The sequence below is a fragment of the Candidatus Methylomirabilis sp. genome, assembly GCF_028716865.1.
Classification (GTDB): domain Bacteria; phylum Methylomirabilota; class Methylomirabilia; order Methylomirabilales; family Methylomirabilaceae; genus Methylomirabilis.
In genome coordinates this window covers 40,232-59,384 of sequence record NZ_JAQUOY010000018.1, presented here as the reverse complement: position 1 = coordinate 59,384, position 19,153 = coordinate 40,232, and the positions used below count along the sequence as shown (strand labels likewise).

Here is a 19,153-nt window from a genome sequence, read left to right as displayed (position 1 = left end):
CCTTGAACTCATTGCTGTAGCGATGCTTCTTCATCCGTCCTGTGGACACCTGACAGCGCTTGACGCCTCGCATTGGACCCCCCTCCATTGTTAGGTGTGGGTGTCCACTTTATTGGGGGAGGTACTCAAGCCCGTGTTTGACCGGGTTAGTATGAACGCACGCCGGTATCTCTGACCCGTCGGGTTACGCTGCGCTAACCCGACCTATTATCAGCAAGCAACGCGGTGTACGTTCCAAGGTCAGCGGCAGAGAAGCAGACAAAGATCACCTCCTTCACTGTCTGTTCTTTCCCAACAACATCGCGAACCGTGTCTACAGCGACCTGTGCGGCCAATTCCTTCGGATATCCATAGACACCGGTACTGATACACGGAAAGGCTACACTGGACAGCCCAGCGGCGACGGCCAGCCGTAACGATCTGGTATAGCAGGAGGCAAGGACCTCTTGCTCACCGTGAGTGCCGCCTTGCCATATCGGGCCGACGGTATGGATAACATGCTTCGCAGGCAGCCGATAGCCCTTCGTCATCTTGGCATCGCCGGGATGACATCCACCCAGCAAACGGCACTCGTTCAGCAGTCCAGGCCCGGCCGCTCGGTGAATCGCACCATCCACCCCACCTCCGCCCAGCAACGACGAATTGGCAGCGTTCACAATCACATCGACAGCCAATGCTGTAATGTCGGTTTGTATTGCTCTGAGAATCGCCATTCGCTTCAATGTTTGATCGCTACCTGAGACGCGATCGGTTGCACGTAATATCGAAGAAGTGATCCCTCTCAAGCTGCGTCTTTCCTCTGGCAAAGTATGCGTAACGCGGCTGCGGGTCAACGACAGGCCGATGCGCGAGCGTGCTCACGTGGCCGGCACATGCGCATCGAGGATGAATATGATGGTAGATTAACACGTCTGAAGGTGTCACCCATGTCCCCGGACTATTTTGTTACCTATCTCCCCGGCCGGTCACTCTTCAATCCTGCGTTCGCTTCTCCCGAAGCCACCGCAGTCAAGTGCCGAACGACACTATCCGCGAACTCGAAGATCTTGAGCACGTTCTCCGAATCGATCCGTGCCTTAGCAAGAATCTGAAACGCTGGGCTCTGTGTGGCGGGGATGTCTTTCAGCTCCTCTTCCCCAGTTCGGATGCTGCGGACACGTACCTTCCGGAATACAGCCCCTGACGTCAACCTCTGAATATTGAAGTGAGCATAAGTGTTGCGAATTGAGTCTGCGAACCGGTGAAGGTCTACTGCTTGAGGGTCAGATATCAATCCATTCCGCTTTGCTCTATCGATTGCAGGACGCATGGTCAGCTTGTCCTCGAACCTCTTCCACACTTCCGAGTCGAACTCTACCTTTCCACCCTGCTCGTTCCTGAATGTGGCGTACTTCAGCATGAACTCCACGAGAATACCAGAGAGGGTAATCGCGGTGCCGTTTAAGCCGAAGAGAATGCACTGCCTAATTTCGTCATAGAGATACAGCACAGGTGCTTCTGTGGACGGACAAGCGGGGAGTTTGAATACGATATCCGATGCATTCTGCCGTCTGAGAGTGAAGAGCTTATCAAGGGCCTCATTGAGCGGAATGGACGGGATCTCCTCGATTTGCTCACCCTTGTGCCTTAACTCTTCAATTGTTTCTTGGCTTGCGATGACGAGCTCCGGACCTCGAAGGAGTCTTCTGACCAAGCCTGCAATGTCGTCCATCAGCCTCGACCTCTCCGGCTAGAGCGTATAACGGACACTGGCGATAAGTTGCGAGGCCGCGCCCACTCGGCCTCACGGCACAACGGGATCGAGACATGCGCAGATTGATACTAGAGTGAGACCTAGACTGACCTGCGGCCTCGTCAACTTCAGCGTAGTGTTCCGGCGGTACCCGCGAATCTCATTGGGTCTCTTTTTCCTCCGGCATCGAGCGTGGTTCCGGGGCGGTCTTCTGATGAGGCAATGGTGGAGGGGGCGGCGAGACAACTCGATGCTCCCCTTTCAACGCTGCTCTGATCTCAGCAAGATAACGGTCCTCGGGCGGCGGAGGCGGCAGCACCCCCTTGGGATCGAGATGATGTTGCACGGAGCGGAGGAGATAAAACGCGTCGTCTGGGAGATCGAGGCCCTGGATGCCAGAATATGGTTTCGGCATATCGCCCTTCGTTAGACCTCCAAAGCAAACAGGGATCAGGGCCTTGTTGGCCAACCAGGCCGCTCCAGCTTCGAAGTTGATCCATGGACGTTGGACGGACTGCTGGCTTAGCATAAGGACAACTACCGACGCCTCCTGTAGCTCTTGCCTGATTCGCTCCAACCAGACCTCGCCGGCGAAGACTGTCCAGTCGTCTGCAGACAAGAAGACACCGTTGGGCACGAGGCGTTTGAGGTGCCCCTTCAAGTAGGCTTGCACCGCCTCGGCAATGCGCTGTTCCTCATGGATGAAGCTAATAAACACATCGGCCATTACCACTCCCCGGGCACGTTCCGCCGCCCAACCCACATTGGGTTCGCCTAACGACCAAGCTCACCGACCGCCGCCCTGACGCTGACGTGATGACACCGATCAGTGTCGAATGTCCCGAGACTCAAGCCGACGCCGAGAGCGGGGCGGCGGTTCGTGTGGAGCGTTTTAGGCATTCGGTGGATGCTACAACGGTTTCTCACGGGACCGTCGAACTCTTCTCCAAAACTTCCCACGTCGACCAACTCGCCGTGAATGTCCACTGACTGCAACTCCGTCAGACCTGGTGAATCCCTCGACCCAATATCGCCGTTTGGCTCGAATATTATGCTCGACCAAGTTCTTGTGCTCGTAATACCGCTGGCGCATGTGACACCGTCTGCATAGTGTAATCAAATTCTGGAGGGTGTGCGTGCCGCCAAACGAAATCGGTTTTACATGGTGAACATGCAATCTCTCTCGAGAGCCACAAAGACGACACTGATGGCCGTCCCGCTCCAAACACCGTGCCTGGCGCTCGCTCCAATCAGGGGGATAACCGTTTTGAAAATGCACACACTCTGGCTCCCCGTCCCATCCGTAGGTAGAACCTAAAATCACTCGGGGCTTGGAGTCCAGCGTATCTGAGGGTTTGGATGGCGCAAATGGTGGCGGCGGACAAGAATATCGGCTGACAACTGCTGAGAGTGCCACCTTGGCGACGATACCAACTGCGCAGATGACGAGAACGACCGGCCCGAATATCTGAACTAGCTTGTCGTTCTTGACTCCGAAACAAACTATGAGCAAGAGGACGCTGAGACCAGGCAAAGTGAGAACCGCGTCAGACCATCGGCGTAGCTTCTGATAGGTCTTCCAGCGCTGACCGTACCGCGCCTCCCATGCAATCAATTCTGTTTGATGCCTCTGCGAATCAATGACGAACTGCTCGCCGCCTCTTTCGTCGAACCTGTATCGGCACGGAAAGCACAGCAGCCCCTTGAAACCCTCCAACGCGGGTTCGTCCGGGATGTTCTTCCCGCAGTTGTAGCATTGCCGCGGCATTTGACTGGACGTTACGTTCCGATGCCTAACTCAAATTAGACAGACCGACCTAATCTGTTTAGGACCGATGGGCTCGTTGCCTAGTCTGGCAAGGGTCCCATCTCCCCTGGGGGCCCATCGCCGCGTGGCTGCGGGGGTCTTGGCGGTAACGCGTGCTGGTCGCTAAGTCTGCTACAAAGCGCACGCGCACATTTTTCCCGGCGTCCGGCCAGCGGCATAATTATGGTCATGCGACAGTTGGTTTGGGTCTTGGCTTCCGGGCGCGAAAGGATACGAGTTTCTTCCCGATCTGACTCTGGCGCTTGCGAATGTCTTCAAAGATTGCATCCGGATCGTGATTGAATTTCGCCGCGTATTCGTCGCGACATTTCCGCGTCTCTTCCACGATGGGATCTCGCCACATACTCAGCCCTCCATCAGCATCGTAGCATCGTAGGTCGGGTTAGCGCAGCGTAACCCGACGATCCGATTCCATCACTCATGCCTCACCCTCTCGAAATCCATCGCACCCTGTCCCCAATCCGCTGGATGCACCACCGCCTCAATACCGGCGAAAGCTGGAATACGGCCACTCCATCGCGGATGGCACAAGCCCGTGTTTGACCGGGTTAGAATGAATGTGCGTCGGTATCACATGTGCTTCGTCGGGTTACGCTGCGCTAACCCGACCTACTCGACTCAAGTCGAGTACGCATAACGTCAAATTTAGCGGCGCGCTTTCGCGCGGCTGCTGGAACGCGAAGTGAGGCGAACCGTCTCACGAGTTACTGCGAGCAAGTTGGCCAACGCTTCATTCACGGCCTCAGACGTGGGAAAGGCCTTGTGAATCTCTGGCCGCAACACTACGACGTTGCTTGCTTGGGTATATTGGCGAAAGTACTTGCCACGTACGCCTTTGCCGAGTTGTTCTCGTTTCAGAATAGGAATGTCGTCCTCAACCTTGCGTGTAGATGCTCTGCTCATAACGTGTCGCCTTTCTTGCGCTAACGATTCGTACATTGCCAGGTCTTTCAGTATGAACCACTACGAGAAGCCTACCCTTGCCCGATATACCGTACGTTCGACTCCGATCTTCGTTCTCCGAATGATCGGTATCCGAGAACGTCACCGCCAGCGGATCGCCGAATACCGTCACCGCTTCGTCGAAGGAGACGCCATGTTTCCGCTCATTGTTCGCGGCCTTCCCAGGATCCCATTCGAAGCTAAACACTTAAAGTGCTCCTGGTAGTTGCAACTGAAATGCGTGGTAAAGTTAACCAAAGGTAGTCTTCCCTTTGTATTCATGTCAAGCAGAAAGCCGAGCCATTTATGAGGTGCTCTTGCCTTTTAAGACCAAGCGCCGTATGCTACCCTGACCTAGTTGACCAGATAGCGCCTGGGCACACCGCGCGGATTGCTCACGAAGAGCAGGAAGGTGGGGGGAAGGGAAGCGGCCTGGGTGGCGCAGTGAAACGAGACTGGACGGTTCGCTTTGCTGGGAGGAGGGTACTTACGGACCGCCTCGATTAGGCAACGTTCAGCATCCTGTTCGCATAGTCCTTGCCGGCCGTTGGCGGGGGTAAGGGCTTTCCAGATTTTTTATAAAGTTCAATCGTTTCTCTTACAATCTCGCACAGTTCTGCGAATACGGCTCTTTCATCGTCCCCGTGGCAGCCGCCATAGAACAATCCTGGACAGCTCCCCACGAAGCACTGGTCCTCCTCAGACCATTCAACAATCTTGACATACCGCGCGCTCTCTGTCATCGTTTCGACTCCTCTATTGCAGCCCTCACAGCCCTTTCCTGGTAGTGCTTTGCATCACCGCTGGCTTTGCCGGAGATAGTCACCGGTTTTGCGACGTTGGGATGTACAAAATTCCTGTGATCTCCCTTGCCTCCACGATTCACAAACCCAGCTCCTTCGAGGTCTCTGATAAGCTCGCGAATTTTCCGAGGCATGTTTTGAATTTTCCAGGGTGATCAATTGAATGCTGCCTAACTGCTGAGTGTTTTGCCCCGCACTCCCGCAGTATACCATTCAAAATCTGAAAGGCGGTAGATGCAGTATCCATGGTATGGCTAACAGGTACTCCCACATCTATTTTGAGTCCTTGCCTTTCAAAACCAGGCGGATGGGGGTGCCGACAAAGCCGTACGCTGCCCTGATCTGGTTGACCAGATAGCGCCGGTAGGCGACTCGCACACCGCGCGGATCACTCACGAAGAGTAGGAAGGTTGGGGGAAGAGATGCAGCCTGGGTGGCATAGTGAAACCGGACGGGGCGCTTACCGTGGGCCGGCGGGGGGTACTTCTGTACCGCGTCACCGATAAGTTCGTTGATCTCGTGAGTCGGTACACGGTGAGCACGCGACTGCGCGACGGTCTGAAGCATCGGGAACAACGTGAGCACGTGATAACCGGTGAGGGCTGAGACGAACGCGATAGGCGCATAGTCCAGGTGCCGCAGGCGCTCGCGGACCTTGAGCGTGAACTGTTGCTGAGCATCGGCACCTGGGGGCATCAGGTCCCACTTATTCGCAACAACGATGGCGCCACACCCAGTGTCCTGAACGAAGGCGGCGATCTTGGCATCCTGGTCTGCGATCTCCCCTGTTGCGTCCAGCAGGATCACGACGACATCGCTCCGCTCAATGGCTCTGAGCGCCCTCGCCACGCTGAACCGTTCCAATGGCTTTTGAACCTTGCTGCGCGATCGGAGCCCCGCGGTGTCGATCAGGATGTACGGGGTGTCGTTGTGGGTGAACGGGGTATCGATCGCGTCCCTTGTTGTGCCGGGCTGGTCGCTCACGATGACGCGCTCCTGTCCCAGTAGCCCGTTGACCAGCGATGATTTTCCTACATTCGGGCGACCGACCACCGCCACACGGATGGCCTTCTGCTCAGGTGCGGTCTCTGCCGGGGGCAGCGTCTCGACGATCAGGTCGCAGAGCTCTGCGATACCCAGGCCATGCTCAGCGGAGATCGGGCAGATCTCGTCGAATCCCATCCGAAAGAATTCAGCCGCTAGCGTCTCGTGGGTCGGTCGATCGACCTTATTCGGCGCCACGACGATGCGGGCGCGCACATCGTGCCGAAGCATCCGGGCGATCTCCTCGTCCAGTGGGGTCAGCCCTTCGCGAGCGTCAACGACGAAGATGACGAGGGCGGTCTCCTGAACCGCCTGCTGAACCTGGGCGAGCACCTGAGCTGCCAGACCGCTTTTGACACCCGGCTCGTACCCCCCGGTATCACCCAGGATGAACGCGCGGCCCTTCCACTCGACCGTCGCGTAGAGTCGGTCCCTGGTCACGCCGGGTTCGTCATGCACAATCGCCCTTCGCCCACCCACCAGCCGGTTGAACAGGGTCGATTTTCCTACGTTGGGCCGACCAACGATCGTGACAACAGGAAGGGGCATCGCAGTTCTCTCCAATGGGATAGGTTATCGTGCAAAAGACTGCCGGACCCACTTTTGGCGGGGGCAGACGATAGCGGTCCTCTTCACTGGCTGAGAACTTTCGCGCCTCGCCTGACGTAATCGAGTCCGGATAAAATGGTCACTGCGGCTGCCAGATAGATAAGCCAAGACAAGTAGAATCCGACCCCGCTGGACAGGCGCGCCAGCAGGGTTGTCAACACGGTCGTAACCTGCAGGCCGGTGGTAAGCTTCCCCATCTTGGAGACCGAAACCGTCGTCTTGCCGGTAAAAATATACAGCACGAGAAAGCCACCGATCAGGATCAGGTCACGGCTGACGACGATGATGAAGAGCCACTGGGGGATCTGTCGTATGTAGACCAGTGTCATGAAGGTAGCAAAAAGCAGCAGCTTGTCGGCCAGCGGATCGAGGATCGTCCCCAGCTCTGTCCGCTGGCCCCTCGAACGCGCGATGAATCCATCCAGTGCATCGGTAATCCCTGCCAGCAGAAAGATCGCCAGGCCAAGTCGCCAATACTTGTAGACCAGCAGGATCGAGATGACTGGGGCCATCAGGATTCTGAAAATTGTGAGGCTGTTGGCGAGATTGATCATCCGCAGGCCCATACCGTAGCCGCTTCCATACAGGGATCAGCTTCCCGCGTGGGCGGGGATATAGCCTGCCCATGCGGGGCCTGTCGCCTGGTCTTCCGCGGCTAACAGTGCCTGGTGTACCACCTCTCGCAGTCGATCGAGGCCAAACCCAGTCAGAGCGGATACAGCCACTCGCGGCACCATCGTCTTGCCACTAACGAAGGATTGCCCAATCTCGGTCGCCAAAAGATCGACCTTGTTGAAGACCTCAACGATCGGCTTGGTCGAAAGCCCGAGCTCCATGAGGATCGTGTCGACGGCCTGTTTCTGTTCCATCATCTGGGGATGGCTGGCGTCGATCATATGCAGCAGGAGGTCGGCCTCGTCCAACTCCTCAAGGGTAGCCTTGAACGCCGTCACCAATTGTGCGGGGAGGCGCCGGATGAACCCCACGGTATCGGAGAGCAAAAAGCTGAATCCGTCGGCTGTGGTCACCCGACGCAGGATGGGATCAAGGGTCACAAAGAGCGCGTCGTCGGTCCGGACACCCGAGTGCGTAAGGGCATTGAAGAGCGTGGACTTCCCGGCATTAGTGTAGCCGACCAAGGCCACGATCGGGATAGCATGGCGTTTTCGAGGCCGCCTCAAGAGCGCCCGATGCCGACGGACCTTGGCAAGCTCCTCCCGGACCTTCGCCATGCGGCGGCGGATCGTCCGACGATCAGTCTCCAACTTAGTTTCGCCTGGGCCACGGGTCCCGATGCCGCCACCCAGACGCGACAGCTCAACCCCTCGCCCGACGAGGCGCGGCAGCAGGTAGTCGAGTTGGGCCAACTCCACCTGGAGTTTGCCTTCCCGGCTCCTCGCGCGCTGGGCAAAGATATCCAGGATGAGCAAGGGACGATCAACAGTTTTCCATCCGATCAGTTCCTCCAGGTTGCGCTGCTGCGAGCCGGACAACTCCTCATCCATCACCAACAGATCGACCGTCCCACCCCATTGCGCCTTCATCTCCTGCGCCTTGCCCTTCCCGATCAGATATCGCGGGTCCGGCGCGTCCCGTTCCTGCAAGATACTCCCGGCTACGGTGGCCCCTGCTGATTCCGCCAGACGAGCCAACTCCTCCAACGACTCTTCAGCCTCCCAGCGGGGGTTGCGCTTGCAGTGAATCCCTACCAGCAGCGCCCGTTCCTTTTTCTCACTGAGCTGTGTGTTTACGATCACCGACCTCATTGATACTATTCAAGCCGTCTCGACAGGCCTTCGCCCTCTCAAACTTTCGGTAGAGTCCTTCTCCGTCTTCGGCACGGATCATCACTGTCAGTTGGTCAAGGGCAACCTGGAACCGTCCGATCATCTCAAGAATCGGTTGGCGGTTCGCCAGGCAGATATCCCGCCACATAACCGGATGGCTCATCGCCACGCGCGTGAAGTCTTTGAGGCCCCCTCCCGCACATTCCCGCAGATCCTCGCCGCTCTCAGCTAAATCGAGTATCGCGCCCATGAGCGCATACGCGACGACGTGCGGCAGGTGGCTGACGGCGGCGAAGATCTCATCATGCCGCTCCGGACTCATCTCCAGCACCTCTGATCCTATGGCCCTCCATAGGGCGCGTACCCGCGTCACGGCAGCCGGATCGGTCGACCGGCTCGGCGTGAGGGCGCACTTCGCGCCAACAAACAGCTCGGCCGCTGCCGCCTGCGGCCCGGATGTTTCACGCCCGGCGATCGGGTGGCCGGGAACCCCGTTGCCGCCCGGCAGCAATCGCTCCATTGCGGACGCCACCGGCCCTTTCACGCTTCCCACATCAGTCACCACCGCACCCGGAGCGAGATGCGGGGCGATCCGCTCGATCGTATCGGCAATCGCGCCGACCGGCACGGCGAGAACAACCATGTCGGCCCCCTCAACAGCAGACGCGGCGTCCGAAAAGACCTGATCTACCATGCCCAGCGCGATAGCATGTGTGCAATGATCCGGCTCTTCGTCGGCTCCACGAATTTCTCCGGCCAGACCACGGGCGCGACAGGCGAGTCCCACGCTTGCGCCGATCAGGCCCAAGCCAATGATCGTCAGTCGCTTCACAAGGGGTGAAGACGACGAGGCGGTAGCACCAGAAGACTCCAGCCTTGATCCCATCGTCACAGCGACCGCCCTACGGCCTTGGCTACCCTGCTGAGATCGTCCATCAATTTCTCGAATGTGCTGGGCAGCAGCGCCTGCGGTCCATCGGACAGGGCTTCCTCCGGGTGGGGATGAATCTCTACCATGATGCCGTCGGCACCGGCAGCCACCGCAGCCAAGGCCATCGGCGAGACCAGGTGCCATTTGCCCGTTGCATGGCTCGGGTCGACAACCACCGGCAGGTGCGAAAGCCGCTTGATCAGGGGGACCGCCGACAGATCCAGGGTGTTACGGGTAGCGTCTTCAAAGGTCCTGATCCCGCGTTCACACAGGATGACGTCGTAGTTGCCCTCCGACAAGATGTACTCGGCCGCAAGCAACAGATCTTTGACGGTACAGCTCAGCCCCCGCTTCAAGAGGACCGGCTTTCGACGGCACCCCACCTCCTTCAGGAGCTTGAAGTTCTGCATGTTCCGCGCCCCGATCTGGATCAGATCGGCGCACTGATAGACCTGGGGGGCGTCCCTGGCGTCCATCAGCTCGGTCGCGATCGGCAAGCCGGTCTCCCTCTTGGCCTCTGACAAATAGGCCAGCCCCTCTTCACCAAGACCTTGAAAGGTATACGGGGAGGTCCGAGGCTTATAGGCGCCACCTCGCAGGATGTGCCCTCCGGCATCCTTCACGCACCTGGCGACCTGCAGCAGGTTATCCCGATTCTCGACGGCGCACGGCCCGGCCATGACGACGACCTGTTTGCCACCAACCAGCACCCCGTCGACGTTGACAATCGAGCCGTCGGGCTTGAATTCACGGCTCGCCAGTTTGTACGGCTTCAGTACAGGCAGGACCTGTTCCACAAAGGGGAATGCCTCTAATGGTCCCTCCTGCAGAACCCGCTCGTCGCCGATCGCGCCGATGATGGTCCGCTCCGTCCCTTTCGAGATGTGGGCGGCCAAGCCAAAGCTTTCGATCTTCTTGACGACCAAGGCAATCTCGGCCTCAGTCGCGTTTGGTTTCAAAATAACGATCATTGAGTTAGTCCCCAGCGGTCAGTTTCAGGCAGTTTGTCATTCCGTGCTTGACCCGGAATCCAGCGCCTTTCTGGATTCCTGCTCCCGGCTTAAAACGTACCGGGACAAGCTTCGCGGGAATGACGTCCATTGTTGTAAGTTACGATGACATGTTTATGCGGCATTTAACGGAGTAATTCGCTCAATCCTCTTCTTAATCGACTTTGTCGCATCCCAAAGGTCAACGGCTCGTTGAGCGTTGAGCCAAAACTCTGGGCTGGTGCCGAACAACCGGGAAAGACACAAGGCCATAGGAGGACTCACGGCGCGACGCTCGCGGAGCAACTCGTTGGCGGTCTGGCGCGACACCCCCAGAGCCTTTGCAAATCCGCTCACCGTCAGCCCATAATCCGGAAGAAAATCCTCGCGAAGCATCTCTCCGGGATGGGTTGGGCGAACCTTCCTTTCCCTTGTATTCGGGATGCTCATAACGACCCTCTCCATGTGCTTGTTCGACGGATTCTGAGACTACGCGAAGATCAGTCGCCGCCCCTTCGGTACGGGAATAGGATCACCGAATTCTCGCGCCGTATCGATCCAGAGGCGGATGGCCTCTTGAGCATTGGTCAGTGCGGCCTCGTGCGTTGCGCCGTGCGCCGAACAGCCAGGCAACTCGGGTACGTCTGCGACGAATACCTGATCTTCTTCACTCCAATAGATGATTATCTCGTACTTGTTCATGACGTCTGACCTCCAAGCCCATACTTCAGGATCACGGCCCGCACCTGACGCACTTGGTATGGCTTCGCCTCACTGCCCTCGCGCTGAAGATTGATCTTCTCCTCTACTCCTCCCTTGCGGAAGATGTGGTGACTGCTATGGACGCGCATCTCAAAACCAAGGCTCCTGAGCAAGTGACACAGATCATCAAACCGGATGTTCGCGTCGGAGGTCCGACTGAGGACGCGCTCCAGCACCGTGTCCTTGCTCATAGAGGCATTCTACGCCAATCGTGATCGCTTGTCGATTCCTCTAACGCCCTGGCGCTGATCCGCCGGTGCCCGCGTCCCCGGGATACGATAGCACCTCGGGCGTTTGCCCTCCCACTCAACCCAGTGGCTAGTTTCACAACACTTCCAAGGTCGACCGTTAACTGTGCTTGATGCCTGCACAACCACTGCTTTGCCTTCTCTGTCTCAGGACACAGGCTCTGTACCGTGAGCCAGAATTTCGAGGAGTGGTCCGGCACGACCAGGTGTACCGCTTCATGCGTAACGAGATAGCGGAGGACGAACTCAGGCGCAAGGATCAACCGCCAGTTGAACGACAGATTCCTTTCTGGAGAGCAGTTTCCCCACTTGGTACGCTGCCCCATTATGTATAGTCGCTGCGAGTTCTGTCGAATGCGGGTGGTCGTGATTGCGAGATGCTTCTCAATCTCGGCGCGTGCTTGCTTGCGTAACCAGTTCTCGAGGCCGCGCGCCGCCGGTGTTTGCGACTCGGCTCCCCGCCGCACGACGATTTCACCATCGATGAAATCGACAATGTTTCCTCGCCCTCGAGTCTCCGTCGTCTCGACGCGCACCTGCGTCAGTTCCCCACGAAAGAGAATCACGCCAACTCGACGCTGCACAGGCCGCCGCACGTTGCGAAGTCGATCTACGCGTTGAAGCTGATCAAGAATCCACGCCTTGTTGCTGTCCAGGAAGGCCGACACATCCTCACCATCACGCGCGGTCGGTTGTACGACCTCCACGCCGTTCGGTCCCACGCGGACGCGCAGCTTCCGTGCGGCCCTCGAACGCATCACCCGGTAGTCGACGCGGCGGCCACCAAGCCGGGTTTGATGTTGGGTTGCAACCTTCATTCGTCAGCTCAACCTGTCCGCCTTGGCAAGCTCCTCTACTGCCGACGGCAGGAATAGCGGATGCTCAGCGCCTTCCTCGAACCCAAGCGCCCCATAAGTTGAGTTCCACGACTCGGCCAACAGGGATCGCTCAACAGCTTGCCGACCACCGACTGAGGCACTCCAGCCGGGCCCCAACAGCTGGTGAGTATGCAAGTGCTTCACCATGCGGCGCGCACAATCCGCGACGTAGGTCTCATCGGCGCACGGAGCGTGAGCCCGCAGGACCGTGTACAACCCATATTCCCCCGGCTGCCTCAGGTTGAGGCGCTTCGGCTCCTGCTTGGTCGCAGCGACCGCCGCTGCGATCTCTTCCAGCTCCCGCAGACGCGTCGCTGTTGCCTCGTCGCCCGCATCCCGGCGCTCCTTGACACGTTGCAACCGCTCGCCGAGTTGCCGGTAGATGAAGCTCGGGTCGTCCTCGGACAGCTCGCCGGTGAGAATGGCCTCGAGGGCGGCTGCCTTGTCGGCCGGCGTGGGCAGTTCGTCGAGCTTGCTCACGTAGTCCTTGTCGATCTTGAAGACCGGCAGCGACTCCGCAATGTCGAGGAAGGTCGTGTTCTCCTGGATGAGCTGCCGGGTCTTCGCCGACAGCTCGCCGTAGGTGTCCTTGCTTCCGCGTTGCCGACGGCGGTGGGCGACGTAGATGCCGCAGAGCCAGTTGTACTCGTGACGGTGCGGATAGAGGCATGGGTCCGGCGAGATGGCCTCCCAGAGCCGCTCGAGGCTCCGAAAGTTGTGCTCGAAGTTCTTAGCCGTCTCCGGATCGCGCAGCCGTCTCAGCGCCGCCAGTAGGCACTCGCGCGTATCCGCCCGCGTGATGCCCGCAAAGGTTTCCATACACCGGGCCACCTCGCCCGGCACCGTCGCCCGCAGCGCGTCCCAGTCGATCAGCGATTCCTCGCGGATATTCTCGTCGAAGTTGAGGGCCTTCTCCAGGTTGGTGAAGACGCCGAAGTAGTCCACGACGATGCCCGTGCGCTTCTTCATCGACGGCAGCGGGCGATTGGTCCGAGCGATCGCCTGGAGCAGGTTGTGGTCGCGCAACGGCTTGTCGAGGTACATCACCTGCTCGACCGGGGCGTCGAACCCGGTCAGTAATCGGTCGCAGACGATGAGGATCTTGAGGGGCGGCCGCCACCGGCTGCGATCCTCCCCGTGCCGCTCGCAGTTCCACACCTCCCACTCCGCCGGCGTGAGCTTGAAGTAGTCGATCAGTTCGTCCTGCTTCGCCTTCGGATACTCGAAGCGTTCGACGTCAGGCTCGCTGTTCTGGGCCGCGGAGATGATCACGTCCGACCATTCGGGCGGCAGGCCGCGCGCCTTCAGTTTGGCATCGAGCGCGTCCTTGTAGACCGCACACGCCTTGCGATCGACGGCGACGAGCTGGGCCTTGAAGCCGTTCGGGTCGGGATGTTCCAGGAAGTGTGTGAGCATCCTGTCGAGCACGATGTCCACGCGTTCCGGATGGCGGGCCAGCTCCTTCCACCGCGAGCGCTGGCGCTGGACAAAGTCCTTCGCTTCCTCGTCCTCCAACTCCATCTCGGCGCACATCTGCTCGAAACCGACGTTCAGTGTGGCTTCATCGACCGTGAACGGAACCTTGTCGCGAATGTAGTGTACCTCCAGCGTGGCCCCGTCCTGGATCGCGCGCCGGATGCCGTAATAGCTAAGGTAGCGTTCCTGCACGCCATCCTTCAGCGGTCCAAAGTCGCGGTGCGTGTTCTGCATCGTCCGGTCGATCGGCGTGCCGGTGAAGCCATAGCGGAACCCGTTCGCGAGCTTGACCCGCATGGTCATCGCGTAGCTCTCGGTACCGTCACCCTTTTGCGAGCGATGGCATTCGTCCACCATACTGATGATATTGTCGCGGGTGAGCGGGGCGAGGTCGCCCATGTTCTGGAACGACTGTACGGTCGTCACCAGCGTGCCCTGCCACTCGGCGCGGAGCCTCCTCTTGAGGTCCTCGACCCCGAGCGCCTTCTCCACATTGGGATAGTCGCAGGCGTCGAAGTCATCGGAAAGCTGCGTCTTCAGGTCGCGGCGGTCGACCACGATCAGGACCGTGGGGTTGTTGAGCGCCGGGTGCCGCCGTAGCTTCTGGCCGGCGAAGATCATGGTGAGCGACTTCCCGGACCCCTGGGTGTGCCAAATGAGACCGGTGCGATCCTGAGCTGTTGCCGGGCAGCCCACAAGCGATACCGTGCGGTCGACCAGTTCGTTCACGGCCTCGAACTGCTGGTAGCGCGCAATCTTCTTGGTCGTCTTCCCCTTCTTGGTCTCGAAAACAACGAAGTGCTGGAGAAAGTCGAGAAGGTGCGCCGGTTTGAGCCGAAGCAGGCCCTTGACCGGCGCCTCCAGCGGATCGTCCGGGTCGGCGGCTTCCGGATCGTTCCACCAGCCGCGATGATCGGGATACAGGCTGAGCCAACGCCCCCAGAGGTCGAGGTGCCGCTCGATCTCTTCCTTGCTCGCGTCCTGAAAGAGCACGGTGCCGTAGCGGAACTCGTCCTCGTCGGCCGCTACACAAAAGACGTTCGGCGTCAGCATCAGCGGCGCCTGCCGCTGGTAGCGGTGGAGCTGTTGAACAGCTTCGCGCCAGTCCTTGCCGCTCGCGACGTAGCTCTTGTATTCGGCGATCACAAGCGGGATGCCGTTCACCAGCAGCACCGTGTCCTCGCGGCACCGCTTGATGCCCTGCACCCGATACTGGTTGGTCGCGGTAAAATCGTTCTGGTTCTGCCTCCCGGGATCGAATTCAATGAAATGCACGGTCGTCGCGTTTTCGCCCGGAGTGAGCATAACCCTGGCGCCGTCCCGCAGCAGGTCGAGGGTCTGGCGATTGGCCGTGAGCCGGTCCGGGTGGGACATCGTCTTTCGCAGCGCCGCCACCGCCAGTTTCGCCTGCGTCTCGGTCTTCACCTCCAGGTTGATGCGCAGAATCGCTGCGACCAGCAGTTTCTCCACAAGTGGATCTTCCAGTGGCCGCTCGTACAGCGTCATGGCCTCCTCGTCCCGGTACGTCCAGCCAAGGCCGCCCGCCCGGTACGTGGCCTTAGGCTCCCCGCAGAGCCAGGTGAGGATGGGCTGCTCGACATAGCTGTACTCGCTCATGACGCGGCTGCCTTCGCTTCGTTGCTCACGCGGACCCGGCCGGTGAAAAGGTCGTACATCAGGGACTTCTTGAGCGCCTCGAACGCATCGCACTTTGCAATCAGGGCATGTTCGAGCACCTCCGCTGCCCCGACAGTCTCAATGATCTCCCGCTGGCGGTCGTCTGGCGCCCGCAGGAAGTACCGAGGGTATAGATCTTTATTGTTGAGTTGCGGTACCCCGGAATCCTCGACGTAACGCGAGAGATTGCGCCACTCCAGCTGATACCGCAGGAACTCAGCCCGCATTCCTGGTAGCACCTGGAGCGCCATGAGGTTTGGGTCGAGCGCGACCGGAACGGCCGTCATTCGGACACGGTTCTTTAGAATGGCAGCGCCACGTTTCGCAATTACCAGCGTTCCAGGCGGAAGCACCTTGAAGAGGCGATTGTCGGCCTCACGAAACCCAAGCTTCGTCTGGACAATCGTTCGACGGTTAGCGAGGGCGTTGAAGTCATCCACCTTCATGAACCATGAATCCGGAGTCTCTCCGTCCCGAGGCAACCTTAAAGCATCGACGCTGCTGCACCCGCCCGTGACAATGACAAAGGCTTGTTTGCTTTTGATGGCGTCCCAGGATCGAGGAATCCGTCCTGAATCGGAGTCTTGCTCCGGCTCCTGTGAGTTCACGAACTCGAAGGCAGCTTGGAGCAATCCACGACGGAGCTCCCGCGCCCGATCGACCGCCGCGCGCGTGCGCTCCAGTGCCGTGTCCACGGCGTCGAGGATGCGGGCGATGGCGGCTTGCTCGAACGAATTCGGAATCGGAACAAGGAGGCGCCTGGTGAACACTTCCTCGGGGACTCGCTGACGACCCGTTGAGCCTTCCATGCGTGCGGCGGCACGGCCCCGCACGGGGTGTGAGCACGCCAGGTGATAGAGAAAACGCGGATCGATCCCGGGACGCGGGGAAAGAACGATGAACTCGGTAGAACCGAGACCGACATCGTCCGGGAGATAGGACACGAAGGCCACTTTCCCGTTTTCCGGACACGGCGTGATCTTCGCGAACAGCGTGTCGCCCACCCGAAAGCGCGACAGTCCCGAGCCTTCGAGCATCCTGCTGTCCAGGCTCAGGATGCCTCGGAAGTTCTCACCGACCGCAGCCATTTCGATGAAGGGATAGTCTCTTCCCTTCTTTACTCGATACCGCGGGTTGACGTCAGCTAGTCTACCTACAAACGCCTTCGACCATTCAGTGGCGGCTTCGGGAAAGCAGTCATTCTGCATAGCCGGCTTCCTTCACGAGTCGCGATAGCTCCCCCCTGGCGTTGTTCGCCGCCGCCTCTGCCTCGGCGAGCGCCCTCAGCGCGTCCTTGACCTCGATCCTAGGCTCCGGCTCAAACGTATCTACGTAGCGCGGGATGTTAAGGTTGAACTCGTTCTCCTCAATTTCAGCGAAGCCAACAACGCGCGCATGCTTGAGCAACTCGTCCGGATCGGCGTAGAGGGCGAGGATCTCATCGCCCACCGCGGCCACGTCCTTGCGGTCATCCTCGGCGCGGCGCCGCGCCTCGGCGATGCGCTCGTCACGTTCGGCCACCTTTGCGGCAATCTTCTCGCGCTGCTTCTCCACTTTGGCGAGGGCGGTCGCGGCCTTTGCCTTCTCGCCCTTCGTCCTGGCTGTACTTCGCCGCATGCATGCCCCGGCAAGCTCGGCGTCCAGCGCCGCCAGCTTGTCGGCATGAGGCTGGTATTCCGCCTCGAGCCGTCCGACTTCGTCCTCCTCGCGCAGGTCAATCTGCCTGTAGATGCGCCCGCCGTGCGCGGCCACGAGGCCAGGCACCTTTGCGGCGTCCCCGTAGGCGTGATAGTGGACGAGCATCCGCATCACGTCCTGCGGACGGAGTTCGTTCTGTGCCGAGAGCTCCCGGTAGTGCCGCGCGGCGTAGAGGAGCAACACGTGGTTACGGCGCGCGTCCGGACGCTGCTTGCGGAGGATGAGCAGGCACGCGGGAACGCCGGCGCCATAGAAGACGTTGAGCGGGAGGGAAATCACGGCGTCGATCAGCCGCGACTCGAGGAGCGCCTTGCGGATGAGGTGTTCGTCATCGGCTTTACGGCGCTTCACCTTCGGGTTGCCGTCGTCGTCAAACTCGCCCGTCTCCTCCTCAACCTCTGGCTGGCCGCGGAAGAGCACGCCCTGCGGGCAGACAATGCCGGCACGGCCATCATCGGTCAGCGAGGCCAGGATGTGGAGGATGAACGCGTAGTCACCGTAGCCGGCCGGAGGCGCCTTGAAGCCGGTGCCGCGGCCGAAGCGGCCGAACGGGTCTTTGAAGCCCTCCTTGCCGAAGATCTCCTTCTTGAGCTTGTCCTTCTTTTTCTTGTCGTCGGTCTGTTGCTCCGGCTTCAGCCACCAGAACTCGTCGGAAAACGGGAAATTGGCGAGGACCAGCGAGAACTTCTTCACTCGCCCGTCTTCGAGGAACTGCGGGTCGATGATCGTGCTGGCGCCTGCCTTAATATTGGCTTCGAGGCCGTGCAGTACGGAGTTGATCTTGCCGATGGCGGCGTTGCCCCAATTCATCTCCTGTGCGAAGTAGCGGGCGCTCGTGGCGTGGTGGCCCTGCTCGCGGAGGTAGTCGGCCGTGTGCACCAGCATGCCGAGCGAACCGGACGTGGGATCGTAGACCGTGTCGCCAGGGCGCGGTTCGAGAATTCGCACGAGTGTGTCCACGACTTCCGGCGGCGTGAAGAACTCGCCCGCCTTGGCGCCCGCGTCGTCCGCGAACATCTTAATGAGGTACTCGTAGGCCCGGCCCAGGACGTCCGACGGGACGCTCTTGTTCGACAGATCGTGCTCATCGAAGTGCTGGATGAGCGCGTGGACGACCTCGTTCGGGATGAGCGGCTTGCCGGAGCCGTCGGGCGCAGGCTGGTTCCAGTCCACGGTGAAGACGCCACGGAGTTCGTCGTTCGCGTCGGCCACGGCGCGCATCGCCTTCGTTAGGACCTCACCGATGTTCGTCGACGCGGCCTTCACGTCGCCCCAGCGCGAGGCGTCCGGGATCTTGAAACGGTGCTCGCCGCGCTTGCGGAAGACCGCCTTCTCTTTCTCGCTGAAGGCGCGGCCCTGCTGCCGCTCCAACTCAGTGATGGCGTCGTCGGCCTCGCACTCCCACTGGTCGCAGAGGCGCTTGTAGAACATCAGGGACAAGATGTAGTTCTTGTAGTCCTGCCCCGCGGTCTTGCCGCGCAGGATATTCGCCGCACCCCACAGATGGGCTTCAAGTTGCTGGAGTGTGAGCTTCATGCGTGTGGCTGCGGGTTCTTCATGATGAAGTCTCGCCCCTTTTGCTTCGGCCGAGGTTGTCGGCCTCGCAATGACCCCTTACGTAATCCGTTCGAATCTACAGGGAGGGTTCATTCGCCGCGGCTTGCCGCAAGTTCGTCATACCGGCGGAAGCCGGTATCCAGAGGGCCCGACTGGATTCCGTGTCAAGCACGGAATGACGGGCTAGAAGAG

The 19,153-nt window shown here is 59.6% G+C and carries 20 protein-coding genes; all 20 read right to left on the bottom strand.

Annotation, left to right across the window (positions count from 1 at the left end; translation table 11 throughout):
- Positions 1-194: 194 nt before the first annotated feature.
- Positions 195-713 carry an O-acetyl-ADP-ribose deacetylase gene (locus PHV01_RS08660; RefSeq protein ID WP_337290754.1) on the bottom strand — a complete coding sequence of 173 codons (519 nt, stop codon included), beginning with the start codon at positions 711-713 and terminating at the stop codon, positions 195-197.
- A 236-nt stretch (positions 714-949) separates the two neighbouring features.
- Positions 950-1,711 carry a hypothetical protein gene (locus tag PHV01_RS08655; protein ID WP_337290753.1) on the bottom strand — a complete coding sequence of 254 codons (762 nt, stop codon included), beginning with the start codon at positions 1,709-1,711 and terminating at the stop codon, positions 950-952.
- Between the two features lie 181 nt (positions 1,712-1,892).
- Positions 1,893-2,459: a toll/interleukin-1 receptor domain-containing protein gene (locus PHV01_RS08650; RefSeq protein ID WP_337290752.1), complete on the bottom strand. Its 567-nt coding sequence runs from the start codon at positions 2,457-2,459 to the stop codon at positions 1,893-1,895.
- Between the two features lie 47 nt (positions 2,460-2,506).
- Positions 2,507-2,719: a hypothetical protein gene (locus PHV01_RS08645; RefSeq protein WP_337290751.1), complete on the bottom strand. Its 213-nt coding sequence runs from the start codon at positions 2,717-2,719 to the stop codon at positions 2,507-2,509.
- Between the two features lie 1,715 nt (positions 2,720-4,434).
- Entirely contained in the window at positions 4,435-4,710 is a 276-nt protein-coding gene (locus PHV01_RS08640) for a BrnT family toxin (RefSeq protein WP_337290750.1), read from the bottom strand.
- A gap of 146 nt (positions 4,711-4,856) precedes the next feature.
- Positions 4,857-5,006: a hypothetical protein gene (locus PHV01_RS08635; protein WP_337290756.1), complete on the bottom strand. Its 150-nt coding sequence runs from the start codon at positions 5,004-5,006 to the stop codon at positions 4,857-4,859.
- A complete protein-coding gene (locus PHV01_RS08630; RefSeq protein WP_337290749.1) occupies positions 5,006-5,245 on the bottom strand; it encodes a hypothetical protein in 240 nt (79 codons plus the stop codon). Before PHV01_RS08630 ends, PHV01_RS08635 begins: the two co-directional genes overlap by 1 nt.
- Positions 5,242-5,439, bottom strand: coding sequence for a type II toxin-antitoxin system HicA family toxin (locus PHV01_RS08625; RefSeq protein WP_337290748.1), 198 nt, complete (start codon positions 5,437-5,439; stop codon positions 5,242-5,244). Before PHV01_RS08625 ends, PHV01_RS08630 begins: the two co-directional genes overlap by 4 nt.
- 139 nt (positions 5,440-5,578) lie before the next feature.
- On the bottom strand, positions 5,579-6,898 hold the full coding sequence (der, locus tag PHV01_RS08620) for a ribosome biogenesis GTPase Der (protein ID WP_337290747.1): 1,320 nt from the start codon (positions 6,896-6,898) through the stop codon (positions 5,579-5,581).
- A gap of 83 nt (positions 6,899-6,981) precedes the next feature.
- Positions 6,982-7,524 carry a CDP-diacylglycerol--glycerol-3-phosphate 3-phosphatidyltransferase gene (gene pgsA / locus PHV01_RS08615; protein WP_337290746.1) on the bottom strand — a complete coding sequence of 181 codons (543 nt, stop codon included), beginning with the start codon at positions 7,522-7,524 and terminating at the stop codon, positions 6,982-6,984.
- Between the two features lie 24 nt (positions 7,525-7,548).
- Entirely contained in the window at positions 7,549-8,715 is a 1,167-nt protein-coding gene (gene hflX / locus PHV01_RS08610; RefSeq protein ID WP_337290745.1) for a GTPase HflX, read from the bottom strand.
- On the bottom strand, positions 8,690-9,631 hold the full coding sequence (locus tag PHV01_RS08605; RefSeq protein ID WP_337290744.1) for a prephenate dehydrogenase/arogenate dehydrogenase family protein: 942 nt from the start codon (positions 9,629-9,631) through the stop codon (positions 8,690-8,692). Before PHV01_RS08605 ends, hflX begins: the two co-directional genes overlap by 26 nt.
- Positions 9,632-9,633: 2 nt before the next feature.
- Positions 9,634-10,647, bottom strand: a complete 1,014-nt coding sequence (aroF, locus tag PHV01_RS08600; protein WP_337290743.1) for a 3-deoxy-7-phosphoheptulonate synthase — start codon at positions 10,645-10,647, stop codon at positions 9,634-9,636.
- Positions 10,648-10,800: 153 nt separating this feature from the next.
- A complete protein-coding gene (locus PHV01_RS08595) occupies positions 10,801-11,115 on the bottom strand; it encodes a HigA family addiction module antitoxin (protein WP_337290742.1) in 315 nt (104 codons plus the stop codon).
- Between the two features lie 39 nt (positions 11,116-11,154).
- Positions 11,155-11,367 carry a type II toxin-antitoxin system HicB family antitoxin gene (locus PHV01_RS08590; protein ID WP_337290741.1) on the bottom strand — a complete coding sequence of 71 codons (213 nt, stop codon included), beginning with the start codon at positions 11,365-11,367 and terminating at the stop codon, positions 11,155-11,157.
- Positions 11,364-11,618, bottom strand: coding sequence for a type II toxin-antitoxin system HicA family toxin (locus PHV01_RS08585; RefSeq protein ID WP_337290740.1), 255 nt, complete (start codon positions 11,616-11,618; stop codon positions 11,364-11,366). The genes PHV01_RS08590 and PHV01_RS08585 overlap by 4 nt, the downstream gene beginning before the upstream one ends.
- On the bottom strand, positions 11,615-12,493 hold the full coding sequence (locus PHV01_RS08580; protein ID WP_337290739.1) for a SprT family zinc-dependent metalloprotease: 879 nt from the start codon (positions 12,491-12,493) through the stop codon (positions 11,615-11,617). Before PHV01_RS08580 ends, PHV01_RS08585 begins: the two co-directional genes overlap by 4 nt.
- Positions 12,494-12,496: 3 nt before the next feature.
- A complete protein-coding gene (locus tag PHV01_RS08575; RefSeq protein ID WP_337290738.1) occupies positions 12,497-15,646 on the bottom strand; it encodes an HsdR family type I site-specific deoxyribonuclease in 3,150 nt (1,049 codons plus the stop codon).
- Positions 15,643-16,914 carry a restriction endonuclease subunit S gene (locus PHV01_RS08570; RefSeq protein WP_337290737.1) on the bottom strand — a complete coding sequence of 424 codons (1,272 nt, stop codon included), beginning with the start codon at positions 16,912-16,914 and terminating at the stop codon, positions 15,643-15,645. Before PHV01_RS08570 ends, PHV01_RS08575 begins: the two co-directional genes overlap by 4 nt.
- The gene (locus PHV01_RS08565) at positions 16,904-18,940 is read right to left on the bottom strand and encodes a class I SAM-dependent DNA methyltransferase (RefSeq protein WP_337290736.1); all 2,037 of its coding nucleotides are present in this window, start codon (positions 18,938-18,940) and stop codon (positions 16,904-16,906) included. Before PHV01_RS08565 ends, PHV01_RS08570 begins: the two co-directional genes overlap by 11 nt.
- Between the last annotated feature and the right edge of the window lie 213 nt (positions 18,941-19,153).

What these genes read in the sequence shown, in the direction of transcription:
- aroF (WP_337290743.1), bottom strand. Translation starts at nt 10,647, where the DNA reads ATGATCGTTATTTTGAAACCAAACGCGACTGAGGCCGAGATTGCCTTG.
- PHV01_RS08570 (WP_337290737.1), bottom strand. Translation starts at nt 16,914, where the DNA reads ATGCAGAATGACTGCTTTCCCGAAGCCGCCACTGAATGGTCGAAGGCG.
- PHV01_RS08605 (WP_337290744.1), bottom strand. Translation starts at nt 9,631, where the DNA reads ATGGGATCAAGGCTGGAGTCTTCTGGTGCTACCGCCTCGTCGTCTTCA.
- PHV01_RS08625 (WP_337290748.1), bottom strand. Translation starts at nt 5,439, where the DNA reads ATGCCTCGGAAAATTCGCGAGCTTATCAGAGACCTCGAAGGAGCTGGG.
- PHV01_RS08650 (WP_337290752.1), bottom strand. Translation starts at nt 2,459, where the DNA reads ATGGCCGATGTGTTTATTAGCTTCATCCATGAGGAACAGCGCATTGCC.
- PHV01_RS08575 (WP_337290738.1), bottom strand. Translation starts at nt 15,646, where the DNA reads ATGAGCGAGTACAGCTATGTCGAGCAGCCCATCCTCACCTGGCTCTGC.
- PHV01_RS08585 (WP_337290740.1), bottom strand. Translation starts at nt 11,618, where the DNA reads ATGAGCAAGGACACGGTGCTGGAGCGCGTCCTCAGTCGGACCTCCGAC.
- PHV01_RS08630 (WP_337290749.1), bottom strand. Translation starts at nt 5,245, where the DNA reads ATGACAGAGAGCGCGCGGTATGTCAAGATTGTTGAATGGTCTGAGGAG.
- pgsA (WP_337290746.1), bottom strand. Translation starts at nt 7,524, where the DNA reads ATGGGCCTGCGGATGATCAATCTCGCCAACAGCCTCACAATTTTCAGA.
- PHV01_RS08580 (WP_337290739.1), bottom strand. Translation starts at nt 12,493, where the DNA reads ATGAAGGTTGCAACCCAACATCAAACCCGGCTTGGTGGCCGCCGCGTC.
- PHV01_RS08590 (WP_337290741.1), bottom strand. Translation starts at nt 11,367, where the DNA reads ATGAACAAGTACGAGATAATCATCTATTGGAGTGAAGAAGATCAGGTA.
- PHV01_RS08595 (WP_337290742.1), bottom strand. Translation starts at nt 11,115, where the DNA reads ATGAGCATCCCGAATACAAGGGAAAGGAAGGTTCGCCCAACCCATCCC.
- PHV01_RS08655 (WP_337290753.1), bottom strand. Translation starts at nt 1,711, where the DNA reads ATGGACGACATTGCAGGCTTGGTCAGAAGACTCCTTCGAGGTCCGGAG.
- PHV01_RS08565 (WP_337290736.1), bottom strand. Translation starts at nt 18,940, where the DNA reads ATGAAGCTCACACTCCAGCAACTTGAAGCCCATCTGTGGGGTGCGGCG.
- der (WP_337290747.1), bottom strand. Translation starts at nt 6,898, where the DNA reads ATGCCCCTTCCTGTTGTCACGATCGTTGGTCGGCCCAACGTAGGAAAA.
- PHV01_RS08660 (WP_337290754.1), bottom strand. Translation starts at nt 713, where the DNA reads ATGGCGATTCTCAGAGCAATACAAACCGACATTACAGCATTGGCTGTC.